20 protein-coding genes are annotated in these 17,105 nt (G+C 65.0%); 14 read left to right on the top strand and 6 right to left on the bottom strand.

Annotated features, from left to right (window positions below; translation table 11 throughout):
- Nucleotides 1-7 precede the first annotated feature (7 nt).
- Nucleotides 8-856, top strand: coding sequence for a mechanosensitive ion channel domain-containing protein (locus FCK22_RS04650; RefSeq protein ID WP_136720254.1), 849 nt, complete (start codon nucleotides 8-10; stop codon nucleotides 854-856).
- An 86-nt stretch (nucleotides 857-942) separates the two neighbouring features.
- On the opposite strand, the gene FCK22_RS04655 is transcribed toward FCK22_RS04650, so the two are convergent.
- Nucleotides 943-1,431, bottom strand: coding sequence for a peroxiredoxin (locus FCK22_RS04655; protein ID WP_067266838.1), 489 nt, complete (start codon nucleotides 1,429-1,431; stop codon nucleotides 943-945).
- 88 nt (nucleotides 1,432-1,519) lie between these two features.
- On the opposite strand from FCK22_RS04655, the gene FCK22_RS04660 reads away from it, so the two are divergent.
- From FCK22_RS04660 to FCK22_RS04695, 8 genes are all read left to right on the top strand, one after another.
- On the top strand, nucleotides 1,520-2,725 hold the full coding sequence (locus tag FCK22_RS04660) for an FAD/NAD(P)-binding oxidoreductase (RefSeq protein WP_067266840.1): 1,206 nt from the start codon (nucleotides 1,520-1,522) through the stop codon (nucleotides 2,723-2,725).
- Nucleotides 2,722-3,279 carry a 16S rRNA (guanine(966)-N(2))-methyltransferase RsmD gene (gene rsmD / locus FCK22_RS04665; protein ID WP_067266842.1) on the top strand — a complete coding sequence of 186 codons (558 nt, stop codon included), beginning with the start codon at nucleotides 2,722-2,724 and terminating at the stop codon, nucleotides 3,277-3,279. Before FCK22_RS04660 ends, rsmD begins: the two co-directional genes overlap by 4 nt.
- 128 nt (nucleotides 3,280-3,407) lie before the next feature.
- The gene (locus FCK22_RS04670; protein WP_067266843.1) at nucleotides 3,408-4,670 is read left to right on the top strand and encodes an imelysin family protein; all 1,263 of its coding nucleotides are present in this window, start codon (nucleotides 3,408-3,410) and stop codon (nucleotides 4,668-4,670) included.
- A gap of 63 nt (nucleotides 4,671-4,733) precedes the next feature.
- Complete coding sequence (locus FCK22_RS04675) at nucleotides 4,734-4,982, top strand: (2Fe-2S)-binding protein (RefSeq protein WP_067266845.1); 249 nt, start codon at nucleotides 4,734-4,736, stop codon at nucleotides 4,980-4,982.
- Nucleotides 4,979-5,464, top strand: coding sequence for a bacterioferritin (bfr, locus tag FCK22_RS04680; protein ID WP_136720255.1), 486 nt, complete (start codon nucleotides 4,979-4,981; stop codon nucleotides 5,462-5,464). Before FCK22_RS04675 ends, bfr begins: the two co-directional genes overlap by 4 nt.
- A 70-nt stretch (nucleotides 5,465-5,534) precedes the next feature.
- Nucleotides 5,535-7,058, top strand: coding sequence for a di-heme oxidoredictase family protein (locus FCK22_RS04685; RefSeq protein ID WP_067262526.1), 1,524 nt, complete (start codon nucleotides 5,535-5,537; stop codon nucleotides 7,056-7,058).
- Nucleotides 7,058-8,044: an imelysin family protein gene (locus tag FCK22_RS04690; protein WP_067262498.1), complete on the top strand. Its 987-nt coding sequence runs from the start codon at nucleotides 7,058-7,060 to the stop codon at nucleotides 8,042-8,044. The genes FCK22_RS04685 and FCK22_RS04690 overlap by 1 nt, the downstream gene beginning before the upstream one ends.
- A 109-nt stretch (nucleotides 8,045-8,153) precedes the next feature.
- Nucleotides 8,154-9,119: a DUF1513 domain-containing protein gene (locus FCK22_RS04695; protein WP_349237602.1), complete on the top strand. Its 966-nt coding sequence runs from the start codon at nucleotides 8,154-8,156 to the stop codon at nucleotides 9,117-9,119.
- Nucleotides 9,120-9,148: 29 nt separating this feature from the next.
- Here the strand turns inward: FCK22_RS04695 and map are convergent, their stop codons facing one another.
- The gene (gene map / locus FCK22_RS04700) at nucleotides 9,149-9,979 is read right to left on the bottom strand and encodes a type I methionyl aminopeptidase (protein WP_067262503.1); all 831 of its coding nucleotides are present in this window, start codon (nucleotides 9,977-9,979) and stop codon (nucleotides 9,149-9,151) included.
- 51 nt (nucleotides 9,980-10,030) lie between these two features.
- The gene (gene sfsA, locus FCK22_RS04705; protein WP_067262505.1) at nucleotides 10,031-10,738 is read right to left on the bottom strand and encodes a DNA/RNA nuclease SfsA; all 708 of its coding nucleotides are present in this window, start codon (nucleotides 10,736-10,738) and stop codon (nucleotides 10,031-10,033) included.
- A gap of 47 nt (nucleotides 10,739-10,785) precedes the next feature.
- Here sfsA and FCK22_RS04710 point away from each other — a divergent pair, with 47 nt between their 5' ends.
- From FCK22_RS04710 to FCK22_RS04725, 4 genes are read left to right on the top strand one after another with little or no spacing between them, the layout of a single operon-like run.
- Nucleotides 10,786-11,505 (top strand): molybdopterin-binding protein, encoded by a 720-nt coding sequence (locus FCK22_RS04710; RefSeq protein ID WP_067262507.1) that lies wholly within the window; start codon nucleotides 10,786-10,788, stop codon nucleotides 11,503-11,505.
- Nucleotides 11,502-12,218 carry a GNAT family N-acetyltransferase gene (locus FCK22_RS04715; RefSeq protein WP_067262508.1) on the top strand — a complete coding sequence of 239 codons (717 nt, stop codon included), beginning with the start codon at nucleotides 11,502-11,504 and terminating at the stop codon, nucleotides 12,216-12,218. The genes FCK22_RS04710 and FCK22_RS04715 overlap by 4 nt, the downstream gene beginning before the upstream one ends.
- An 11-nt stretch (nucleotides 12,219-12,229) precedes the next feature.
- The gene (locus tag FCK22_RS04720) at nucleotides 12,230-12,799 is read left to right on the top strand and encodes a peroxidase-related enzyme (RefSeq protein ID WP_067262510.1); all 570 of its coding nucleotides are present in this window, start codon (nucleotides 12,230-12,232) and stop codon (nucleotides 12,797-12,799) included.
- A complete protein-coding gene (locus FCK22_RS04725; protein ID WP_067262519.1) occupies nucleotides 12,796-13,749 on the top strand; it encodes an OmpA family protein in 954 nt (317 codons plus the stop codon). The genes FCK22_RS04720 and FCK22_RS04725 overlap by 4 nt, the downstream gene beginning before the upstream one ends.
- Before the next feature lies 1 nt (nucleotide 13,750).
- Here the strand turns inward: FCK22_RS04725 and FCK22_RS04730 are convergent, their stop codons facing one another.
- Entirely contained in the window at nucleotides 13,751-14,182 is a 432-nt protein-coding gene (locus FCK22_RS04730; RefSeq protein WP_067262523.1) for an Lrp/AsnC family transcriptional regulator, read from the bottom strand.
- A 123-nt stretch (nucleotides 14,183-14,305) separates the two neighbouring features.
- On the opposite strand from FCK22_RS04730, the gene FCK22_RS04735 reads away from it, so the two are divergent.
- Complete coding sequence (locus FCK22_RS04735; RefSeq protein ID WP_136720256.1) at nucleotides 14,306-15,547, top strand: MFS transporter; 1,242 nt, start codon at nucleotides 14,306-14,308, stop codon at nucleotides 15,545-15,547.
- On the opposite strand, the gene FCK22_RS04740 is transcribed toward FCK22_RS04735, so the two are convergent.
- Nucleotides 15,544-16,458 (bottom strand): NAD(P)-binding domain-containing protein, encoded by a 915-nt coding sequence (locus FCK22_RS04740; RefSeq protein ID WP_067266040.1) that lies wholly within the window; start codon nucleotides 16,456-16,458, stop codon nucleotides 15,544-15,546. The genes FCK22_RS04735 and FCK22_RS04740 overlap by 4 nt on opposite strands.
- On the bottom strand, nucleotides 16,455-17,075 hold the full coding sequence (locus tag FCK22_RS04745; protein WP_067266037.1) for an HAD-IA family hydrolase: 621 nt from the start codon (nucleotides 17,073-17,075) through the stop codon (nucleotides 16,455-16,457). Before FCK22_RS04745 ends, FCK22_RS04740 begins: the two co-directional genes overlap by 4 nt.
- Nucleotides 17,076-17,105 lie beyond the last annotated feature (30 nt).

The following is a 17,105-nucleotide window of genomic DNA, read 5'->3' on the forward strand; positions in this document are numbered from 1 at the left end:
AGACCGGATGCAAGATTTGTTTGAAACCGAGTTGTGGCAGGGCAAGACAGTTGCCGATCTGCTGACGCTGGAGTTCTTGGCCAGCGCGGCGGGATCGGTGATCGCCGCGATTGCCATTCTGCTGCTGGGCTGGGTCATCTCAAGCTGGCTGCAACACCGGGTCGAGAATCTGGGCAAACGGCATAAGCATCTCGATGAGATGCTGTTCGAATTCCTCGCCTCCATCGTGCGCTATGTGGTGCTGGGTTTCACCGTTCTCTTTGTCCTCAATACCTTCGGGGTCAAAACGACCTCGGTCGTGGCAGTCATCGGTGCGGCGGGTCTGGCGATTGGTCTGGCCCTGCAAGGCACCCTGTCGAACGTGGCCGCGGGCGCCGTCATGCTGATCCTGTTCCGCCCGATCAAGATCGGCGATTTCGTCGTGATCGCGGGCGAGATGGGGACGATCAAACAGATCAACCTGAACTACACGGTTCTCGCCGATCTCAGCAATGTGCAGGTCATCGTGCCGAACTCCGAGGTTTGGGGCAATGTGATTACCAACTATTCGGTCAACCCGACGCGCCGGGCGGAGTGGACCTTTGGCGTGGGCTATGGCGCGAACCTCAAGACCGCCGAGGATATCATCCGCAGCACGATCATGTCGGATGAGCGCGCGCATACGGATCCCGAGCCCTTCATTCAGGTGAACAATCTCAACGACAGTTCGGTGGATTTCCTCGTGCGGGTCTGGTGCAGCGCGGACGATTACTTTGCCTTCAAGGCCGATATGACCCGCAAGGTCAAAGAGGCGTTGGATGAGGGCGGGGTGGATATCCCCTTCCCCACGCGCACGATCGTTCAGGCGGCGGAGTAAGGCTTCTGAAGGGGCGATGCCCGGTGTGCCACCGGGCGGATCGTAGCAAGGGCAGCGCCTGATCCGCTTAGCCGCTGCCCGTCACTCTACATATTGTCCAACAGCGCTTCGCCGCCGGAAATCTCGCAGGTGCCTGCGCTTTCTTCGGGCTGCCAGAGCGTCACCTTCCCGTCTTCGACCAGCATCGCATAGCGTTTTGACCGGCCCACCAGCCCGGCGCCCTCGGCGTCGAACTCCATGCCGATGGCGCGGGTGAATGCGCTGCTTGCGTCGGCGAGCATGGTGATCCCGGCCTCGGTTGCGCCGGTCGCCTCGCCCCAAGCCTTCATCACGAAAGGATCGTTGCAGGAGATGCAGATCACCTCATCCACGCCCTTGGCGTCGAACCGATCCTTGGTGCGCACGAAGCTGGGCACATGGGCAGAGTGGCAGGTCGGCGTGAAGGCGCCCGGCACGGCAAAGATCACCACTTTGCGGCCTTTGACCTTGTCGGCCATCTGCACCGGTTCGGGCCCATCGGCGCCCATCTGAACCAGTTTCGCGTCTGGCAATGTCGAACCTTGAGAAATCGTCATGGGATAGCCTCTCCTGTCATTGCGGTTGTCTTGGGGCCAGATATAGGCTTTGACCGCGACTGAGACCAGATCAATCGGGGGGTGGCAGATGCAGCATGTGGTGGTGATCGGAGCCGGGCAGGCGGGGGCGTCATGCGTGGCAAAACTGCGGAGCGGCGGGTTCGAGGGGAAAATCACCCTCATCGGCGCCGAGCCGTGCCCCCCTTACCAACGCCCGCCCCTGTCCAAAGGCTACCTGCTGGGGGAGATGAGCCAAGAGCGTCTCTTGCTCCGGCCCGAGGCATTCTACGCCGATCAGGGGATCACGCTGAAGACCGACTGCCGCGTCACGGCGATTGACCCAGAGGCGCGGGTGCTGAGCACCTCCGACGGGGCTGTCGCCTATGACGAACTGGTGCTCGCCACCGGCTCGACCCCGCGCCGCTTGCCCGCCGCGATTGGCGGGGCGCTGGAGGGTGTCTTTACCGTGCGCGATCTGGCGGATGTCGATGCCATGGCCCCGCGTTTCGTGAGAGGTGCGAAAGTGCTGATCGTCGGCGGCGGTTATATCGGGCTGGAGGCGGCAGCGGTCGCGGCCAAGCTGGGGCTTGAGGTCACGCTGGTGGAAATGGCCGACCGGATCCTGCAACGGGTCGCGGCGCCGGAGACCAGCGATTATTTCCGCGCCCTGCACGAAAGCCACGGCGTGCGCCTGCGCGAAGGCGTTGGGCTGGAGCGGCTCTTGGGCGAGGGCCATGTCACCGGCGCACGGCTGAGCGACGGCACAGAGATCGCCGCCGATTTCGTCATCACTGGCGTCGGCATTGAGCCCGACATCGCGCTGGCCGCCAGCGCGGGGGTCGAGATCGACAACGGCATCAAGGTCGACGCGCAGGGGCGCACGAACCTGCCTAGCATCTGGGCGGCAGGAGACTGCACCTCATTCCCCTATCGCGGCGGGCGCATCCGTCTGGAAAGCGTGCCGAACGCCATCGAACAGGCCGAGGTCGTGGCCGAAAACATCCTCGGCGCGGGCAAGGAATATGTCGCCAAACCGTGGTTCTGGTCTGACCAATACGATGTGAAGCTGCAAATCGCCGGGCTGAACGCAGGCTATGACCGCGTCCTCACCCGCCGGGGCGCGGGCAGCGCGTCCTTCTGGTATTACCGCGGTGAGACTTTGCTGGCCGTCGATGCCGCAAATGATCCACGGGGCTATATGGTCGGCAAACGGTTGATTGAGGCCGGCAAATCGCCCGATCCTGCCTTGGTTGCGGACCCTCAGACGGACCTCAAGGCGCTGCTGCGGGCATGAGGATCATCGCTGGGAAATACCGGGGCCGCCCGCTGGCGGCACTTGGCAAGGGCGACGCCGGGGCGCATCTGCGCCCGACCTCGGACCGGGTGCGCGAAAGCCTTTTCTCGATGCTGACCCATCACGACGTGATCAAAGGCGCGCGGGTGCTGGACCTCTTTGCAGGCACCGGCGCGCTTGGGTTCGAGGCACTGTCGCGCGGGGCCGCATCGGTTTGTTTCGTCGAAAATGGCCGCAGCGGGCAGCGGCTGATCGGGGAGAATATCCGCAAGCTGGACACGGCGGCGGACACCCAACTGCTGCGCCATGATGCCACGCGGCTGGGGCCGTGGACGCAGGCGGCTTTCGATCTGGTCTTTCTCGACCCGCCCTATGGCAAGTCCATGGGGCAAAAGGCGCTTGCCGCGGCGGCCGAAGGCGGCTGGCTCGCCCCCGGGGCGATGGTTGTCTGGGAGGAAAGCGCCCCCATGCAGGCGCCCGAGGGATTCGCCCGGATCGACACGCGCAAATATGGCGATACCCATGTGACCCTGTTGGAAAGGGCCACCAATTAACGGGATTTCGCAGGTTCAGCCCGCCTGAGGTTGTACCTTGTCTTTTCCGACAAAATAAGTCACCTATTGCCCGAAGGCCCGATACGCCCTGTGTCGGGACCGTGGTGATTTTCAAGGAAGGACATCCGATGCGCCTCAAAGCGTCCACGGCCATTGCGCTGATCACATTCGCCGCCGCCCCGGCATTCGCCCAAGGCAAGGCCGAGGTGCTGGACACCTATGCCGACATCGCGCAGGCTGGATACGAAGACAGTCTGACCACCGCGCAGACCCTGCAAGCCGCCGTCGAGACGCTGATCGCCTCCCCCTCTGCCGAGGCGCTTCAGGCGGCGAAAACCGCATGGCTGGCCGCCCGCGTGCCCTACCAGCAGACCGAGGTGTTCCGCTTTGGCAATGCCATCGTCGATGACTGGGAAGGCAAGGTAAACGCATGGCCGCTGGACGAAGGTCTGATTGACTATGTCGACGCCTCCTATGGCGGTGAGACGGATGAGAACCAACTGGCGGTTCTGAACGTCATCGCCAACCCGACCTTCACGCTCGGCGGGGAAGAGGTGGACGCCACCGAGATCACCCCCGCACTGCTCGAAGGGCAGTTGCATGAGGCGGGCGCGGTCGAGGCCAATGTCGCCACCGGCTACCATGCCATCGAATTTCTGCTCTGGGGCCAAGACCTGAACGGCACCGACCACGGCGCGGGCGACCGTCCTTGGACCGATTACGCAGCGGGCGACGACTGCACCGGCGGCAATTGCGACCGCCGTGGGCAATACCTCAAGGCCGCCACCGATCTCTTGGTCAGCGATCTGGAATGGATGGCCGGTCAATGGGCCGAAGGCGGCGAGGCACGCGCCGCCGTGCTGGCCGACGAAGACGCCGGGATCGACGCGATCCTGACCGGCATGGGCTCGCTCTCCTACGGCGAACAGGCCGGGGAGCGGATGAAGCTGGGCGTCATGCTGAACGATCCCGAGGAAGAGCATGATTGCTTCTCGGACAACACCCACAACAGCCACTACTACGACGGTCTGGGCGTGCGGAACGTCTATCTGGGCGAATACCTGCGCGTCGATGGGCGTGTGGTCTCGGGCGCGTCGCTGTCCGATCTGGTGGCCAGTGCCGACGCGGGTGTCGACGAAGACCTGCGCGCCAAGCTGAACGCTTCCATGGTGGAGCTGGGCCAGATCAAGACCGCCGCCGAAGCGGGTTTCAGCTATGACATGATGCTTGAGCGTGGCAATGCCGAGGGCGAGGCGCTGATCATGGGCGCGGTCGACGCGCTGGTGAACCAGACGCGCGCCATCGAACGCGCAGTGACGGCTCTGGGCGGTGACGAGATCGCCTTTGAAGGCTCCGACAGCCTCGACGCGCCGGAGGCCGTCTTCCAGTAATCCTAAACTTTCCCCCGGGCCGCGCTGTCGCGGCCCGGGGCCAGCCAAGGAATACGCAACACCATGATTGTTTGTCACTGTCAGAACATCACCGATCGCGACATCAACAATGCCATCGACTGGATGCGCGCCTCTGACGCACGCACGGTCATCACGGCCGGTAAAGTCTACCGCGCCTTGGGCAAAGCGGCCGATTGTGGGGGCTGCATGCCTCTGTTCTTGTCTACCATGCGCGGAAATGGCAACTTTTCCGTGCCGGTGCTGACAACCACTCTATGTCAGGCAAAACCAAACAAGGAGACAGGTTCATGAAGGGCGACGACAAGGTCATCGAATATCTCAATGCGGCATTGCGCAGCGAATTGACGGCGGTCAGCCAGTATTGGCTGCATTACCGCCTGCAAGAAGACTGGGGCTATGGTCGGCTTGCCGATAAATCGCGCGAGGAAAGCATCGAAGAGATGAACCACGCCGACAAGCTGATCGAACGGATCATCTTCCTCGAAGGGCACCCCAACCTGCAAAAGCTGGACGCGCTGCGCATCGGTGAGACGGTCAAGGAATGTCTGGAGGCCGATCTCGCCGCCGAACATGAGGCCCGCACCCTCTATATCGAGGCGCGCAATCACTGCGATCAGGTGGGCGATTACGTCTCGAAGAACCTGTTCGAAGAATTGATCGCCGATGAGGAAGGGCATATCGACTTCCTCGAAACCCAACTGGCGCTTCAGGCGGAACTGGGCGAGGCCGTCTATGGCCAGCTTCAGGCCAAGCCGACGGACGACAGCAAGTAACCACGACAGGCAGGCCCGGTTTCGGGCCTGCCGCTTATCCAAGGCATTCCCCATGCGTTTCCTCATTCCGATGCTCACGGTGGCCGCCGCGAGCATGGCCGCCGCCGCTCCGCAAGCCTTGGAGGAACCGCATCTGAAGGTGATCCCCCGCACTGCGGAAGAGGCCGCCCGGATCGCCAAGGTCACCGCCCCCGCGACCGAATTCGACAAGCCCGAACCCTTTGAAACGAACCCGGCAGGGGCCGCCACGGTCAGCCCGCGCGGCAATGCCGATGCGTTTTCGCTGCCCTCGGGCAATATCCCCTTTGAGCGTGAGTTGGACTTCAAGGTCGGCAACGGGCTGTTCAAAAAACTGTGGGTCTCTTCGCCCTCGTCGACGCTGGCCTCTGACGGGCTGGGGCCGCTCTTCAACGCGCGTTCCTGCCAGCGCTGCCATCTGAAAGACGGGCGCGGCCATCCGCCCGAGGGGCCTCAGGATGATGCGGTGTCGATGTTCCTGCGCATCTCGGTCCCCACGCCCCCCGAAGAGGCGATGAGCGAGATCGAGGCCTTCCTGCTCTCGGTGGGGGATGAGACCCCGCGCACGCGGCCCGATCCGGTCTATGGTGGGCAATTGCAGGATTTCGGGGTGGCGGGACATCCGGCGGAGTACCGTCTCGGCGTGCGTTATGAAGAGGTGGAGGTCGCCCTGTCGGATGGGGAGACCGCCAGCCTGCGCCGCCCGACCTACAGCGCCGAAGACCTCGGCTATGGCCCCTTGGCCGAGGGTGCGATGCTCAGCCCCCGCGTCGCACCGCCGATGATCGGCTTGGGCCTGTTGGAGGCGATCCCAGCGGCAGATATCCTGGCGCTGGCCGACCCGGAGGACGCCGATGGCGATGGCATTTCGGGCCGGGCGCAGATTGTCTGGTCCTTTGAACACGCGCGTCCGATGCTGGGCCGTTTCGGCTGGAAAGCCGGCGCACCGACGATCCGCGAGCAATCCGCCAGCGCCTTTGCAGGCGACATTGGCATTTCCTCCCCCATTTTCGACGCGGCATGGGGCGATTGCACGGCAGAGCAGACCGCCTGCCGCGCGGCACCCCATGGGGATGGTGACGACCGTGGCACCGAGATCGACGCCGAAGGGCTGGATCTGGTGACTTTCTACAGCCGCAACCTTGCCGTGCCCGCCCGACGTGATGTCGGCGCGCCTGAGGTGCTGCGCGGCAAGGCGGTGTTCCATGAGGTCGGCTGCACCTCCTGCCACCAGCCGAAATTCGTGACCGAACGGTTGGAGGACCAGCCCGAGCAGAGCTTTCAGCTGATCTGGCCGATGACCGATCTTTTGCTGCATGACATGGGCGAAGGGCTGGCCGACAACCGCCCTGAGGGCCGCGCGAACGGGCGCGAATGGCGCACCGCGCCGCTCTGGGGCATCGGCTTGACCGAACAGGTCAACGGCCATACCCAATTCCTGCACGATGGGCGGGCGCGGTCGCTGCTCGAAGCGGTGCTCTGGCACGGCGGCGAAGCCCAGCCCGCCCGCGATGCCGTGGTCGACATGCCCAAAGCCGACCGTGACGCCCTGATCCGCTATCTGGAGAGCCTCTGATGCGCAGCCTGCTGACCGCCACCTTCCTTCTGACCGCCGCCCCCGCCCTCGCCGGGGTGGAAGAGGTGATCCAAGATCACGCGCTGCCCGGCACCGCCCGTTTCGCCTCGGCCACGGCGGCGCTTGATACGGCGGCGCAGGCCGATTGCACCGATGCCGCCCTGCGCCCGGCCTATCAGCAGGCCTTCGACGCATGGATGGGCATCGCGCATCTGACCCTTGGACCGCTAGAGGAAGACGGGCGCGGGCTGGCCATCGCCTTTTGGCCCGACACGCGCGGCATGGTGGGGCGCAGCGTGGCGCGGATGGTGGCCGAAGAAGACCCGATCGCGACAAGCGGTGATTACGCCGAAGTCTCCATCGCCGCGCGCGGGCTCTTTGCGCTGGAACGGCTGCTTTATGACGATGATTTCGCGGGCTACGAGGCTGACAGCTATAGCTGCGCGCTCGCCCGCGCGATGGCGGCCGATCTGGCGGAACTGGCGCGGGAGGTCGACACCGCATGGCGTGAGGACTTCGCGACCACGCTCCGCAGCGCAGGGGAGGCGGGCAACGACCGTTTCCTCAGCCCGCGCGAGGCGTCTCAGGCGCTCTATACGGCTTTGGCAACAGGGCTGGACTTCGTCGCCGACCAACGTCTGGGCCGCCCGATGGGCCGTTTCGACGCCCCCAAACCGCAGGTGGCCGAGGCGCGCCGTTCGGGCCGCAGCCTGCGCAATGTGGTCCTGTCGCTCGAAGCATTGCACAGTCTGGCCGACACGCTGTCGGACGCGCCCACCCCCAAGACCGATGCCGCATTCGACCGCGCATTGAGCGCCGCGCGTGCATTGGAAGACCCCGTTTTTGCCGGGGTGGCCGATCCGATCAGCCGTATCCGGGTCGAGGCGCTGCAAAACGATGTGCGCGCCATTTCCGAGGCGGTGGGGGCAGAGATCGCCCCGGCGCTTGGCGTCTCGGTTGGGTTCAACTCGGCGGATGGGGATTGATGCCCTCGCGCCGCCATTTCCTTGCCGGTCTCGCCGCCGCGTCGAGCCTACCGGCGATGGGCTGGGCCGCCGCCGGAAGCCCCGTCTACCTTGCCGCCGCGCGTGACCCATCGGGGGCCTATGCGCTTTTCGGACTGGATGGGACGGGCCACGACATTTTCCGCATCCCGCTGCCGACCGGGGCCATGCCGCCGCCGCCCATCCTACCGCGGCCGAGGCGGTCGCCTTTGCCCGCCGTCCGGGCCGGTTCGCGCTGGTGATCGACTGTGTGAAGGGCCGTGTGGCCCACAGGCTCGACGCGCCGGAGGGGCGACATTTCTACGGGCATGGGGCGTTTTTGCAGGGCGGGGCCATCCTCGCCACCAGCGAAAATGACATCGACAGCGGCGAAGGGCGCATCGGCCTGTGGTCCCGCGCCAAGGGCTATGCCCGGATCGGAGAGATTGCCTCGGGCGGGGTCGGGCCCCATGAAATCCGCCGCTGGGCCGAGGATGTGCTGGTGGTGGCCAATGGCGGCATCCGCACTCATCCCGACAGCGGGCGGGAGAAGTTGAACATCGATGTCATGCGGCCCAATCTGTCTTATGTCAGCCTCGCGGGTGAGGTGCTGGAGCAGGTTTCGCTGCCTGATGACCTGCATAAGAATTCGATCCGTCATCTGGCCTTGGCACCGGACGGGCAGGTGGCCTTTGCGATGCAATGGCAGGGGGAGCCGGGCGACGGCGTGCCGCTGCTGGGGCTGCATCGTCGCGGGGAAGACCCGATCTTGGCCGAGGCCGATCTGGCCGAGCAAATCGCGATGCAGGGCTACGCGGGCAGCGTGGCATTTGCGGCGGATGGCGGGGCGGTCGGGATCACGTCACCGCGCGGCGGGCGGTTGCATGTCTTTGACAACCGTGGCGCATTCCTCGCCAGCCATCGCCGCGCCGATGTCTGCGGGTTGGCACCGGGCCGGGGCGGTTTCGTGGCAACGGATGGGCTGGGCGGTATCCTGTCGCTGCAAGAGGCGACGCTGTCGCGGCTGACCACGGCCAAACGGGCGTGGGACAACCATTTGGTTGCCATCGACGCATAGGCGGGCGGGGGCCGTGCCCCCACCGCGCTTTAGTCGGTCTTGTAGGTCGGGTGGAACAGACCGCCGGGCGAAAGGGTGAAGATCTCGACCCCGTCTTCAGTCACGCCAACCGAATGTTCGAACTGCGCCGAGAGGGATTTGTCGCGGGTGACGGCGGTCCAATCGTCGGCGAGGGTCTTGGTCTCGGCCCGGCCAAGGTTCACCATCGGCTCGATGGTAAAGAACATGCCCGGCTCAAGCACAGCACCGGTTCCGGGGCGGCCATAGTGCAGCACGTTGGGCGGCGCGTGAAAGACCTGCCCCAGGCCGTGACCGCAGAAGTCGGTCACGACCGACATGCGGTGGCCTTCGACAAATGTCTGGATCGCATGGCCGATGTCGCCAAAGGTATTGCCCGGCTTCACCGCGTCGATCCCGCGCATCAGGCTGTCGTGGGTCACGTTGATCAGCCGCTCGGCCTTGCGCGACAGTTTGCCCGCCACATACATGCGGCTGGTGTCGCCGAACCAGCCATCGACGATGACGGTCACGTCGATGTTCAGGATGTCGCCGTCTTTCAGCTTCTTGTCGCTGGGGATCCCGTGGCAGACCACATGGTTCACCGAGATGCAGCTGGCGTGTTTGTAGCCCTTGTAGCCGATGGTGGCGGATTTCGCCCCGGCGGCGTTGACCTTCTCTTCGATCAGGCGGTCCAACTCTCCGGTGGTTTGACCGGGGAAGACATGCTCTGCGATCTCGTCGAGGATGGTGGCGGCGAGACGGCCCGCTGCCTGCATCCCGGCATGATCGGAAGGCTCGTAAATGCGAATGCCGTCGCGCGTCTGGCGGCCTCGGTGTGCGTTGTTCACCGCTCTCTCCATGCTTGTGTTCGCTCCTACTTAACGTGGCTTTCGGGCGAGGGCCAGAGCGGCTCAGCCCGCGAAGGGGATCGGTTGCGCCAGTGTGACGGCTTGGGGCGTGATATGGGTGCCGATGGCGTAGATTTCCAGCCCCGCCGCCCGCGCGGCATGGGAGGCGGCGGCATAGGTCGGGTCGATATCGGTGGCGAGGCGCATCCGCGTGCAATCTGTGCGCTGCACCAGATAGAGCAGCACGGCGCGGTGCCCGGCCTGCGCCATCCGCGCCAATTCGCCCAGATGTTTCGCCCCGCGCGCGGTCACGCTGTCGGGAAACTCGGCCAGCCCGGTTTCGCGTGACAGGGTGACGGATTTCACCTCGACATAGGCAGCGGGCAGGCCATCGCCGTTGAGCAGGAAGTCGATGCGGGAGTTTTCGCCGTATTTCACCTCGGGCCGCACCTCGGTATAGGCGGCGAGCGGGGCGACCTCACCCGCGATCAGCGCCGCCTTCATCGCGCGGTTGGGCAGGGCGGTGTCGACGCCGGTGAAATGGCCGTTCTCATGGTCCACCAACCGCCAGCCGTAGTTCAGCTTCTTCTTCGGATCGTCGTTCGGCTCCAGCCAGATGCGGCTGCCCGGTTCCGCCAGTCCCATCATCGAGCCGGGGTTGGCGCAATGGGCCACTACCTCTTCGCCCGTCTCCTCAAGCCTGCAATCGGCCAGAAAGCGTTTGTAGCGGCGGATCAGCCGGGCGGGGACAAGTTGGGTTTGAAAGCGCATGGGGCGCGGCCTATACCGAAGGGACGCCATCCTCAAGGAGCCGCCCCATGTCAAACCCCACCGCCGCGATGATCGTGATCGGCGACGAAATCCTCTCGGGCCGGACCCGCGACAGCAATATGCATCACCTTGCGGGGGAGTTGACGAAAGTGGGGATCGACCTGCGCGAAGTGCGCGTGGTCTCGGACGATCACGGGGCGATCATCGCCGCCGTGCAGGCGCTGTCGTCGGCCTATAGCCATGTCTTCACCTCGGGTGGGATCGGGCCGACCCATGACGACATCACCGCCGATTGCATCGCCGCCGCCTTTAACCGCGACATCGACGTGCGCGACGATGCGCGCGAGATTTTGGCGGAACATTACGCCCGCGCCGGGACCGAGATGAACGCGGCGCGCCTGCGCATGGCGCGCATCCCTGAAGGCGCCGCGCTGATCGAGAACCCGGTCTCTGCCGCGCCGGGCTTTGTGGTTGAGAACGTGCATGTCATGGCCGGGGTGCCGACGGTCTTTCAGGCGATGGTTGCCAGCGTCCTGCCGGGGCTGACCGGGGGGCAGCCGCTGATCAGTGAGACGCTGCGCATCGACCGGGGCGAGGGCGATATCGCCGGACCACTGGGCGCGTTGGCCGAGGAATATCCGCATCTGTCCATGGGCAGCTACCCGTTCCAAAAGGACGGCGTCTTTGGCGCGCATGTGGTGATCCGGGGCAGCGATCCGGGGATGGTCGAAGCCGCGATGGCCAAGCTCAAGGCTGCTTTCGCATGAGCGAGGCGCAGACGTTTTTCGACGCGGGCGACGCGACATGGCCCGCTGCGCGGCGCTTTGAGCACGGCCCATGGATACTGCGCGAAGGGCAGGGTGGCGGCAAACGCGTCTCGGCGGCGACGGCACGCGGAGCGATAACAGGTGCCGACATTCCGGCTGCCGAAGCGGCGATGCGCGAGATGGACCAGCGCCCGCTGTTCATGGTCCGCGCGGGGGAAGATGACCTCGACGCGCTGCTGGCCGCGCGGGGTTACGACGTGGTCGATCCGGTCACGGTGCTGAGCCTGCCGATCACCCGACTGACGGATTTGCCGATGCCCCCGGTCACCGCCTTTTGCATTTGGGAGCCGCTGGCGATCATGGCCGAGGTCTGGGCCGCCGGCGGGGTCGGCCCCGCGCGCCTTGCCGTGATGGACCGTGCCGCAACCAAGACCGGCATCCTTGCCCGCTGGAACGAGAAACCCGCGGGCGTGGCCTTTGCCGGGGTGCACAATGATATCTGTATGGCCCACGCGGTCGAGGTGCTGCCCCATCAACAACGCCAAGGCGTGGCGACTTGGCTGATGCGGGCCGCCGCCCATTGGGGGCAGGCGCAGGGGGCCGCGCGCCTGTCGGTGCTCTGCGTAGATACGAACACCCGCGCGCAGGCGCTCTATGCCAAGCTGGGCTTTGCCCCGGTCGGGCACTATCATTACCGTCAAAGCACCGAGTGAAGGATAAGACCATGGCCAACGACATGCCCACCGCCCTTGATCTGCCGATGGTCGATCCGCTGCCCGAGGCGACGCAGAAGTATTTCGCTGTCTGTCAGGAAAAGCTCGGGATGGTACCCAATGTGCTGCGCGCCTATGCCTTTGACATCGACAAGCTGAATGCCTTTACCGGCATGTATAACGATCTGATGCTGGGCGACAGCGCGCTCAGCAAGCTTGAGCGTGAGATGATCGCGGTGGCGGTGTCTTCGGTCAACAAATGCTACTATTGCCTTGTGGCCCATGGGGCGGCGGTGCGCGAAATGTCGGGCGATCCGCAATTGGGCGAGGCGCTGGTGATGAACTACCGCGTGGCCAAGATCAGCGCCAAACAACGCGCTATGCTGGATTTCGCGGTCAAGCTGACCGAGGCGAGCGCCAAGGTTGAGGAGGCCGACCGTCAGGCGCTGCGCGACGTAGGCTTCACCGACCGTGACATCTTTGACATCGCCTGCGTGGCGGGTTTCTTTAACATGACCAACCGGGTGGCCAGCGCCACCGACATGCGCCCCAACGACGATTACCACGCGCAGGCGCGATGATCCGGGCGCGCGTCGCTGCGGCTCTGGCCGGGGTGCTGCTGGCGGCCCCGGCGGCGGCGCTTGAACTGGCGCTGCCCAGCACCGCGCGGCTGACGGCGGAACGCAACACCGCGCCGGATCGCTACGCCGCGCCCGTGGGTGTCTATGCCGAAGGGCAGGTGGCGCGGGTCAATGTCGATGGCGACGTGCGCCGCGCCGCTTGGCGGATGGACACGCCGGGGCTGACCGCCTTGCAAGTGATGCGCCCGCTGCGGCGGCAGCTTGAAGAGGCGGGGTTGGACATCGTGCTCGACTGCGCGGCGCGGGACTGCGGCGGGTTCGATTTCCGCTTTGCGATAGAGGTGCTGCCGGGGCCGAACATGTATGTGAACCTGCGCGCCTTCCATTTCATCACCGCCCTGCGGCGAGATGAGGATGGCACACCGACCGAGGCGATCAGCATCCTTGCCAGCACGGCGGCGACCTCGGCCTATGTGCAGATCATCCAAGCCCGCAGCGGCGATGCGCCGGAGGGCGACAGCCCCCCCGTCACGCCCGCCCCAACCGGCGCGGTGCCCCTTGCCGCCGCCACGGAGGATTTCGCGGCGGTGCTGAAGGCCGAGGGGCATCTGGTGCTCAACCGTTTGGAGTTCGAGACCGGTACCTCCGCGCTTGGCCCCGGCCCCTTTGCGACCCTCGCGCGGCTTGCCGAATTGCTTAAGGCAGAGCCGGGTCTGCGGGTGGCGCTGGTGGGTCATACCGATGCGGTGGGCAGTTTGGAGGCCAATACCGCCCTGTCACGCAGACGGGCAGAAGCGGTGCGGGATCGGTTGGTTGAGCGCTATGACGTGGCCCCCGACCGGCTGGAGGCGCAGGGCGCGGGCTATCTCGCGCCGCGCGACAGCAACCTGACCGAAGCGGGGCGCGAACAGAACCGGCGGGTCGAGGTGGTCGTCCTCTCGGTGCAATAGCCTAGGTCGTGACCGTCATCTGGGTGGCCAGCAGCAGGTTCGTCTCGCTTGAGCTTACCCCCTGAATGCGGCGAATTTGGCCTAACACGCTGTCGAGTTCTTCGACGGTCTCCGTCCCCGTCTCGACAATCAAATCCCATTTGCCATTGGTCGCATGGATTGCCTGCACCGCGGGCATGCCTGCAAGAATGCGTTTGATCCGGTCGGTGCCCGCCCCTTCGATGGCCAAGAGCGTATGGCCCCGGATCGGGCTGTGGCGCATGTCTTCTTTCAGGATCAGCGTGAAGCCCAAAATCGCGCCCGAGCTGACCAGACGTTCCACCCGCGCCCGCACCGTCACCCGCGACAGGCCGGTGGTGGCGGCCAGCGCGGAATAGGACATGCGCGCGTCGCGGCGCAGTTCCGCGATGATCTTGTTGTCGATCTCGTCCATCAGCTTCCCGTCTTTTGCACGGGGCCATGTTTACGGCAGCGCGGGCGGGCTGGCCAGTCTTCGCAGATGCGCAATTGACGACGCCCGTGAAACCCATAATCTGCCGCGGAAAGGAACACTTCCATGCAAAGCCGCGCGCCCCTGTTCACCCCGGTCCTGATGGTCGGATGTATCATCATCATGGTCAGCTTCGCCGTGCGGGCCTCCTTCGGCGTGTTCCAGATTCCCATTGCCGAGGAATTCGCATGGGCGCGCAGCGAGTTCTCCCTCGCCATCGCGATCCAAAACCTCGCTTGGGGCATTGGGCAGCCGATCTTTGGCGCGCTGGCCGAGAAGATTGGCGATAGGCGGGCGATTATCATCGGGGCGGTGGTCTATGCCGTGGGGCTGCTCTTGTCGGCCAATTCCGCGACGCCGATCGAGCACCAGACCTATGCCTGGCTCGTGGGCTTCGGCATCGCGGGCACTGGCTTTGGCGTGATCCTCGCCGTGGTGGGGCGGGCGGCCTCGGACGAGAACCGCTCGATGGCGCTGGCCATCGCCACGGCGGCGGGCAGTGCGGGGCAGGTCTTCGGCGCGCCGGTGGCGGAATGGATGCTGGGCTTCATGTCCTGGCAAATGACCTTCGTGAGCTTCGCGGGCGTGATCCTGCTGATGCTGCTGACGCTGCCGATGATGCGCGCGCCTGCGATGGCGAGCCGGGCGGAACTGGAAGAGTCGATGGGCCAGAACCTCGGCAAGGCCTTCCGCGATCCGTCCTATACGCTGATCTTCCTCGGCTTTTTCTCCTGCGGCTACCAGCTTGCCTTCATCACCGCCCATTTCCCGGCCTTCGTGACCGAGATGTGCGGCCCGATCCTTGCGGGCGGCGTGCTGCACAACATCGGCATCACCACCACCTCGGCGCTTGGCGCGGTGGCGATCTCGCTCATTGGTCTGGCCAATATCGCGGGCACGCTGCTGGCGGGCTGGGCTGGCAAGCGCTATTCCAAGAAATACCTGCTGGCGGGGATCTATGTCGGGCGCACGGTGATCGCCGCGGCCTTCATCATGTTCCCGATCACGCCGATGACGGTGATCCTGTTTTCTGTGGGCATGGGCGCGCTCTGGCTCGCCACGGTGCCGCTGACCTCCGGCCTCGTCGCGCATATCTACGGGCTGCGCTACATGGGCACGCTTTACGGCATCGTGTTCTTCAGCCACCAGTTGGGCAGTTTCCTCGGCGTCTGGCTGGGCGGGCGGATGTACGACATCTACGGCAGCTACACTGCGGTCTGGTGGGTTGGCGTGGCCGTGGGCGCCTTTAGCGCTGTAGTGCATCTGCCGATCCGCGAGAAACGGCTCGAGGGGCTGGTGACCGCTTAACCCGCGCGCCAGCGTTCGAGGATGTGGTTGGCGGTCATCAGGTCGAGATGCGCGCCGCCGCCGTTCTTGAATAGGGTGATTTCGTCATCGCTCTGCCGGGTGAAGGCCGAAAGGTCGTAGTAATCCGCAACCAGATGGTCGCGGGTGATGGTGCCCCCCTCAAGCGGGATGTTGATCTCTCCGATATGGCCGATGGTGGTGTCGAAACTGTCGACGAAGACGCGGGCACGCAGCAGCGCCGTGTCGTCCACCTCGCGCATGTCGGGGCGGTAGGCCCCGATGAGATCAACGTGCTGGCCGGGTTGCAACCAATCGCCCTCGATCAGCGGGTCGGTCGACATGGTGGCAGAGGTGACGATATCGGCGGCGCGCACGGCTTGCTCCAGATCGGTCGCCACGTTGATCTTGAGCTCTGCGGCCATCGCCTCGGCGTTCTTGGGCGTCCGGTTCCAGACCGTGAAACGGGCCTTTGGGAAGGCTGCGGAATAGGCGGCGTGCAGCGCCCGGCCTTGGGTGCCCGCGCCGACGATCAGGATGTTCTCACTGTCCGGTCGGGCCAGCCGACGCGCGGCCAATAGGCTGTCGCCCGCGGTCTTCCACTTGGTGACGAGGTGGAAGTCCACGATGGCGGAGAGCGTGCCTGTGACATCATCGAAAAGCGAGACGCCGCCGTTGACCATCGGCACCTCGCGGTCCGGGTTGCCGGGGAAGATCGTGGCGGATTTCACCGCGATGCCCAGCCCGTCGATCCATGCCGCCCGGCTCAAGAGTGTGTCCTTGCCACGGTAGAGGAAGGTGTCTCCGATCTCGGCCTTCGGCAGGTCATGGCCCGCGGCCAGCGCGTCGGTGAGCGCGATCCAGTCCAAGAGCGCCTCGCCCGCGTCGAAAGAAATGTTGGGGATGTCGGTCATGCGGCCTCCTCCCGGGTCAACAGACCTGCGGCGACGAGGCGGTCGGCCCAGCCTTGTGGTCCGGTGAAATGGTGGGTTTGCCAGCCCCGCGCGGCGGCGGCGGCGATGTTGTCGGCGCGGTCGTCGGTGAAGAGCAGGGCTTCGGGCGGCAGGCCGCTCCCTTGCTCCACGGCCTCGTAGATCGAGGGCGCGGGTTTGATCATGCCGAGGTGGCCGGAGATGAAATCACGGTCGAACTCGCGCAGGAAAGGGTAGTGGGTGGCGGCCAAATCATAGCTTTGAATGCCGAAGTTGGTGAGCGAGAAGACCGGAACGCCACGCGCTTGCAGCGCATTCTTCAACCGCAGGGAGTGGTCGATCACCGGGGCGGCCATCTCGATCCAGCGGTCGTGCCAGAGGCGGATTTCATCGCCCCACTCAGGCGTCGCCTCGGCCATGGCATAGATCGTGTCTCGGAAATTCTCGCCGCTGTCGACGCGGTCGTTCATGCCGTGCAGGTCCACGGCGTCGAACATGGCGCGGCGGCGGTCGGGGCCGATCACGCTGTCGTAAAACCGCTCCGGTTGCCATTCGATCAATACGTTGCCGATGTCGAAAACGACCGCCTGTGGTGTCATATCACTTGCCCTAACAATTGCTTAACGCGG

It is taken from the genome of Sulfitobacter sp. 15WGC (assembly GCF_005068605.1).
In the GTDB taxonomy this organism is placed as follows: Bacteria; Pseudomonadota; Alphaproteobacteria; order Rhodobacterales; family Rhodobacteraceae; genus Sulfitobacter; species Sulfitobacter faviae.

Bases quoted from the DNA above. Each gene is read 5' to 3' on its own strand.
- FCK22_RS04740 (WP_067266040.1), bottom strand. From the start codon at position 16,458: ATGACCGACATCCCCAACATTTCTTTCGACGCGGGCGAGGCGCTCTTG.
- map (WP_067262503.1), bottom strand. From the start codon at position 9,979: ATGGAGAGAGCGGTGAACAACGCACACCGAGGCCGCCAGACGCGCGAC.
- FCK22_RS04685 (WP_067262526.1), top strand. From the start codon at position 5,535: ATGCTCACGGTGGCCGCCGCGAGCATGGCCGCCGCCGCTCCGCAAGCC.
- FCK22_RS04725 (WP_067262519.1), top strand. From the start codon at position 12,796: ATGATCCGGGCGCGCGTCGCTGCGGCTCTGGCCGGGGTGCTGCTGGCG.
- FCK22_RS04675 (WP_067266845.1), top strand. From the start codon at position 4,734: ATGATTGTTTGTCACTGTCAGAACATCACCGATCGCGACATCAACAAT.
- FCK22_RS04735 (WP_136720256.1), top strand. From the start codon at position 14,306: ATGCAAAGCCGCGCGCCCCTGTTCACCCCGGTCCTGATGGTCGGATGT.
- FCK22_RS04710 (WP_067262507.1), top strand. From the start codon at position 10,786: ATGTCAAACCCCACCGCCGCGATGATCGTGATCGGCGACGAAATCCTC.
- FCK22_RS04660 (WP_067266840.1), top strand. From the start codon at position 1,520: ATGCAGCATGTGGTGGTGATCGGAGCCGGGCAGGCGGGGGCGTCATGC.
- rsmD (WP_067266842.1), top strand. From the start codon at position 2,722: ATGAGGATCATCGCTGGGAAATACCGGGGCCGCCCGCTGGCGGCACTT.
- FCK22_RS04730 (WP_067262523.1), bottom strand. From the start codon at position 14,182: ATGGACGAGATCGACAACAAGATCATCGCGGAACTGCGCCGCGACGCG.
- FCK22_RS04715 (WP_067262508.1), top strand. From the start codon at position 11,502: ATGAGCGAGGCGCAGACGTTTTTCGACGCGGGCGACGCGACATGGCCC.
- FCK22_RS04690 (WP_067262498.1), top strand. From the start codon at position 7,058: ATGCGCAGCCTGCTGACCGCCACCTTCCTTCTGACCGCCGCCCCCGCC.
- FCK22_RS04745 (WP_067266037.1), bottom strand. From the start codon at position 17,075: ATGACACCACAGGCGGTCGTTTTCGACATCGGCAACGTATTGATCGAA.
- FCK22_RS04655 (WP_067266838.1), bottom strand. From the start codon at position 1,431: ATGACGATTTCTCAAGGTTCGACATTGCCAGACGCGAAACTGGTTCAG.
- sfsA (WP_067262505.1), bottom strand. From the start codon at position 10,738: ATGCGCTTTCAAACCCAACTTGTCCCCGCCCGGCTGATCCGCCGCTAC.
- FCK22_RS04720 (WP_067262510.1), top strand. From the start codon at position 12,230: ATGGCCAACGACATGCCCACCGCCCTTGATCTGCCGATGGTCGATCCG.
- FCK22_RS04670 (WP_067266843.1), top strand. From the start codon at position 3,408: ATGCGCCTCAAAGCGTCCACGGCCATTGCGCTGATCACATTCGCCGCC.
- FCK22_RS04650 (WP_136720254.1), top strand. From the start codon at position 8: ATGCAAGATTTGTTTGAAACCGAGTTGTGGCAGGGCAAGACAGTTGCC.
- bfr (WP_136720255.1), top strand. From the start codon at position 4,979: ATGAAGGGCGACGACAAGGTCATCGAATATCTCAATGCGGCATTGCGC.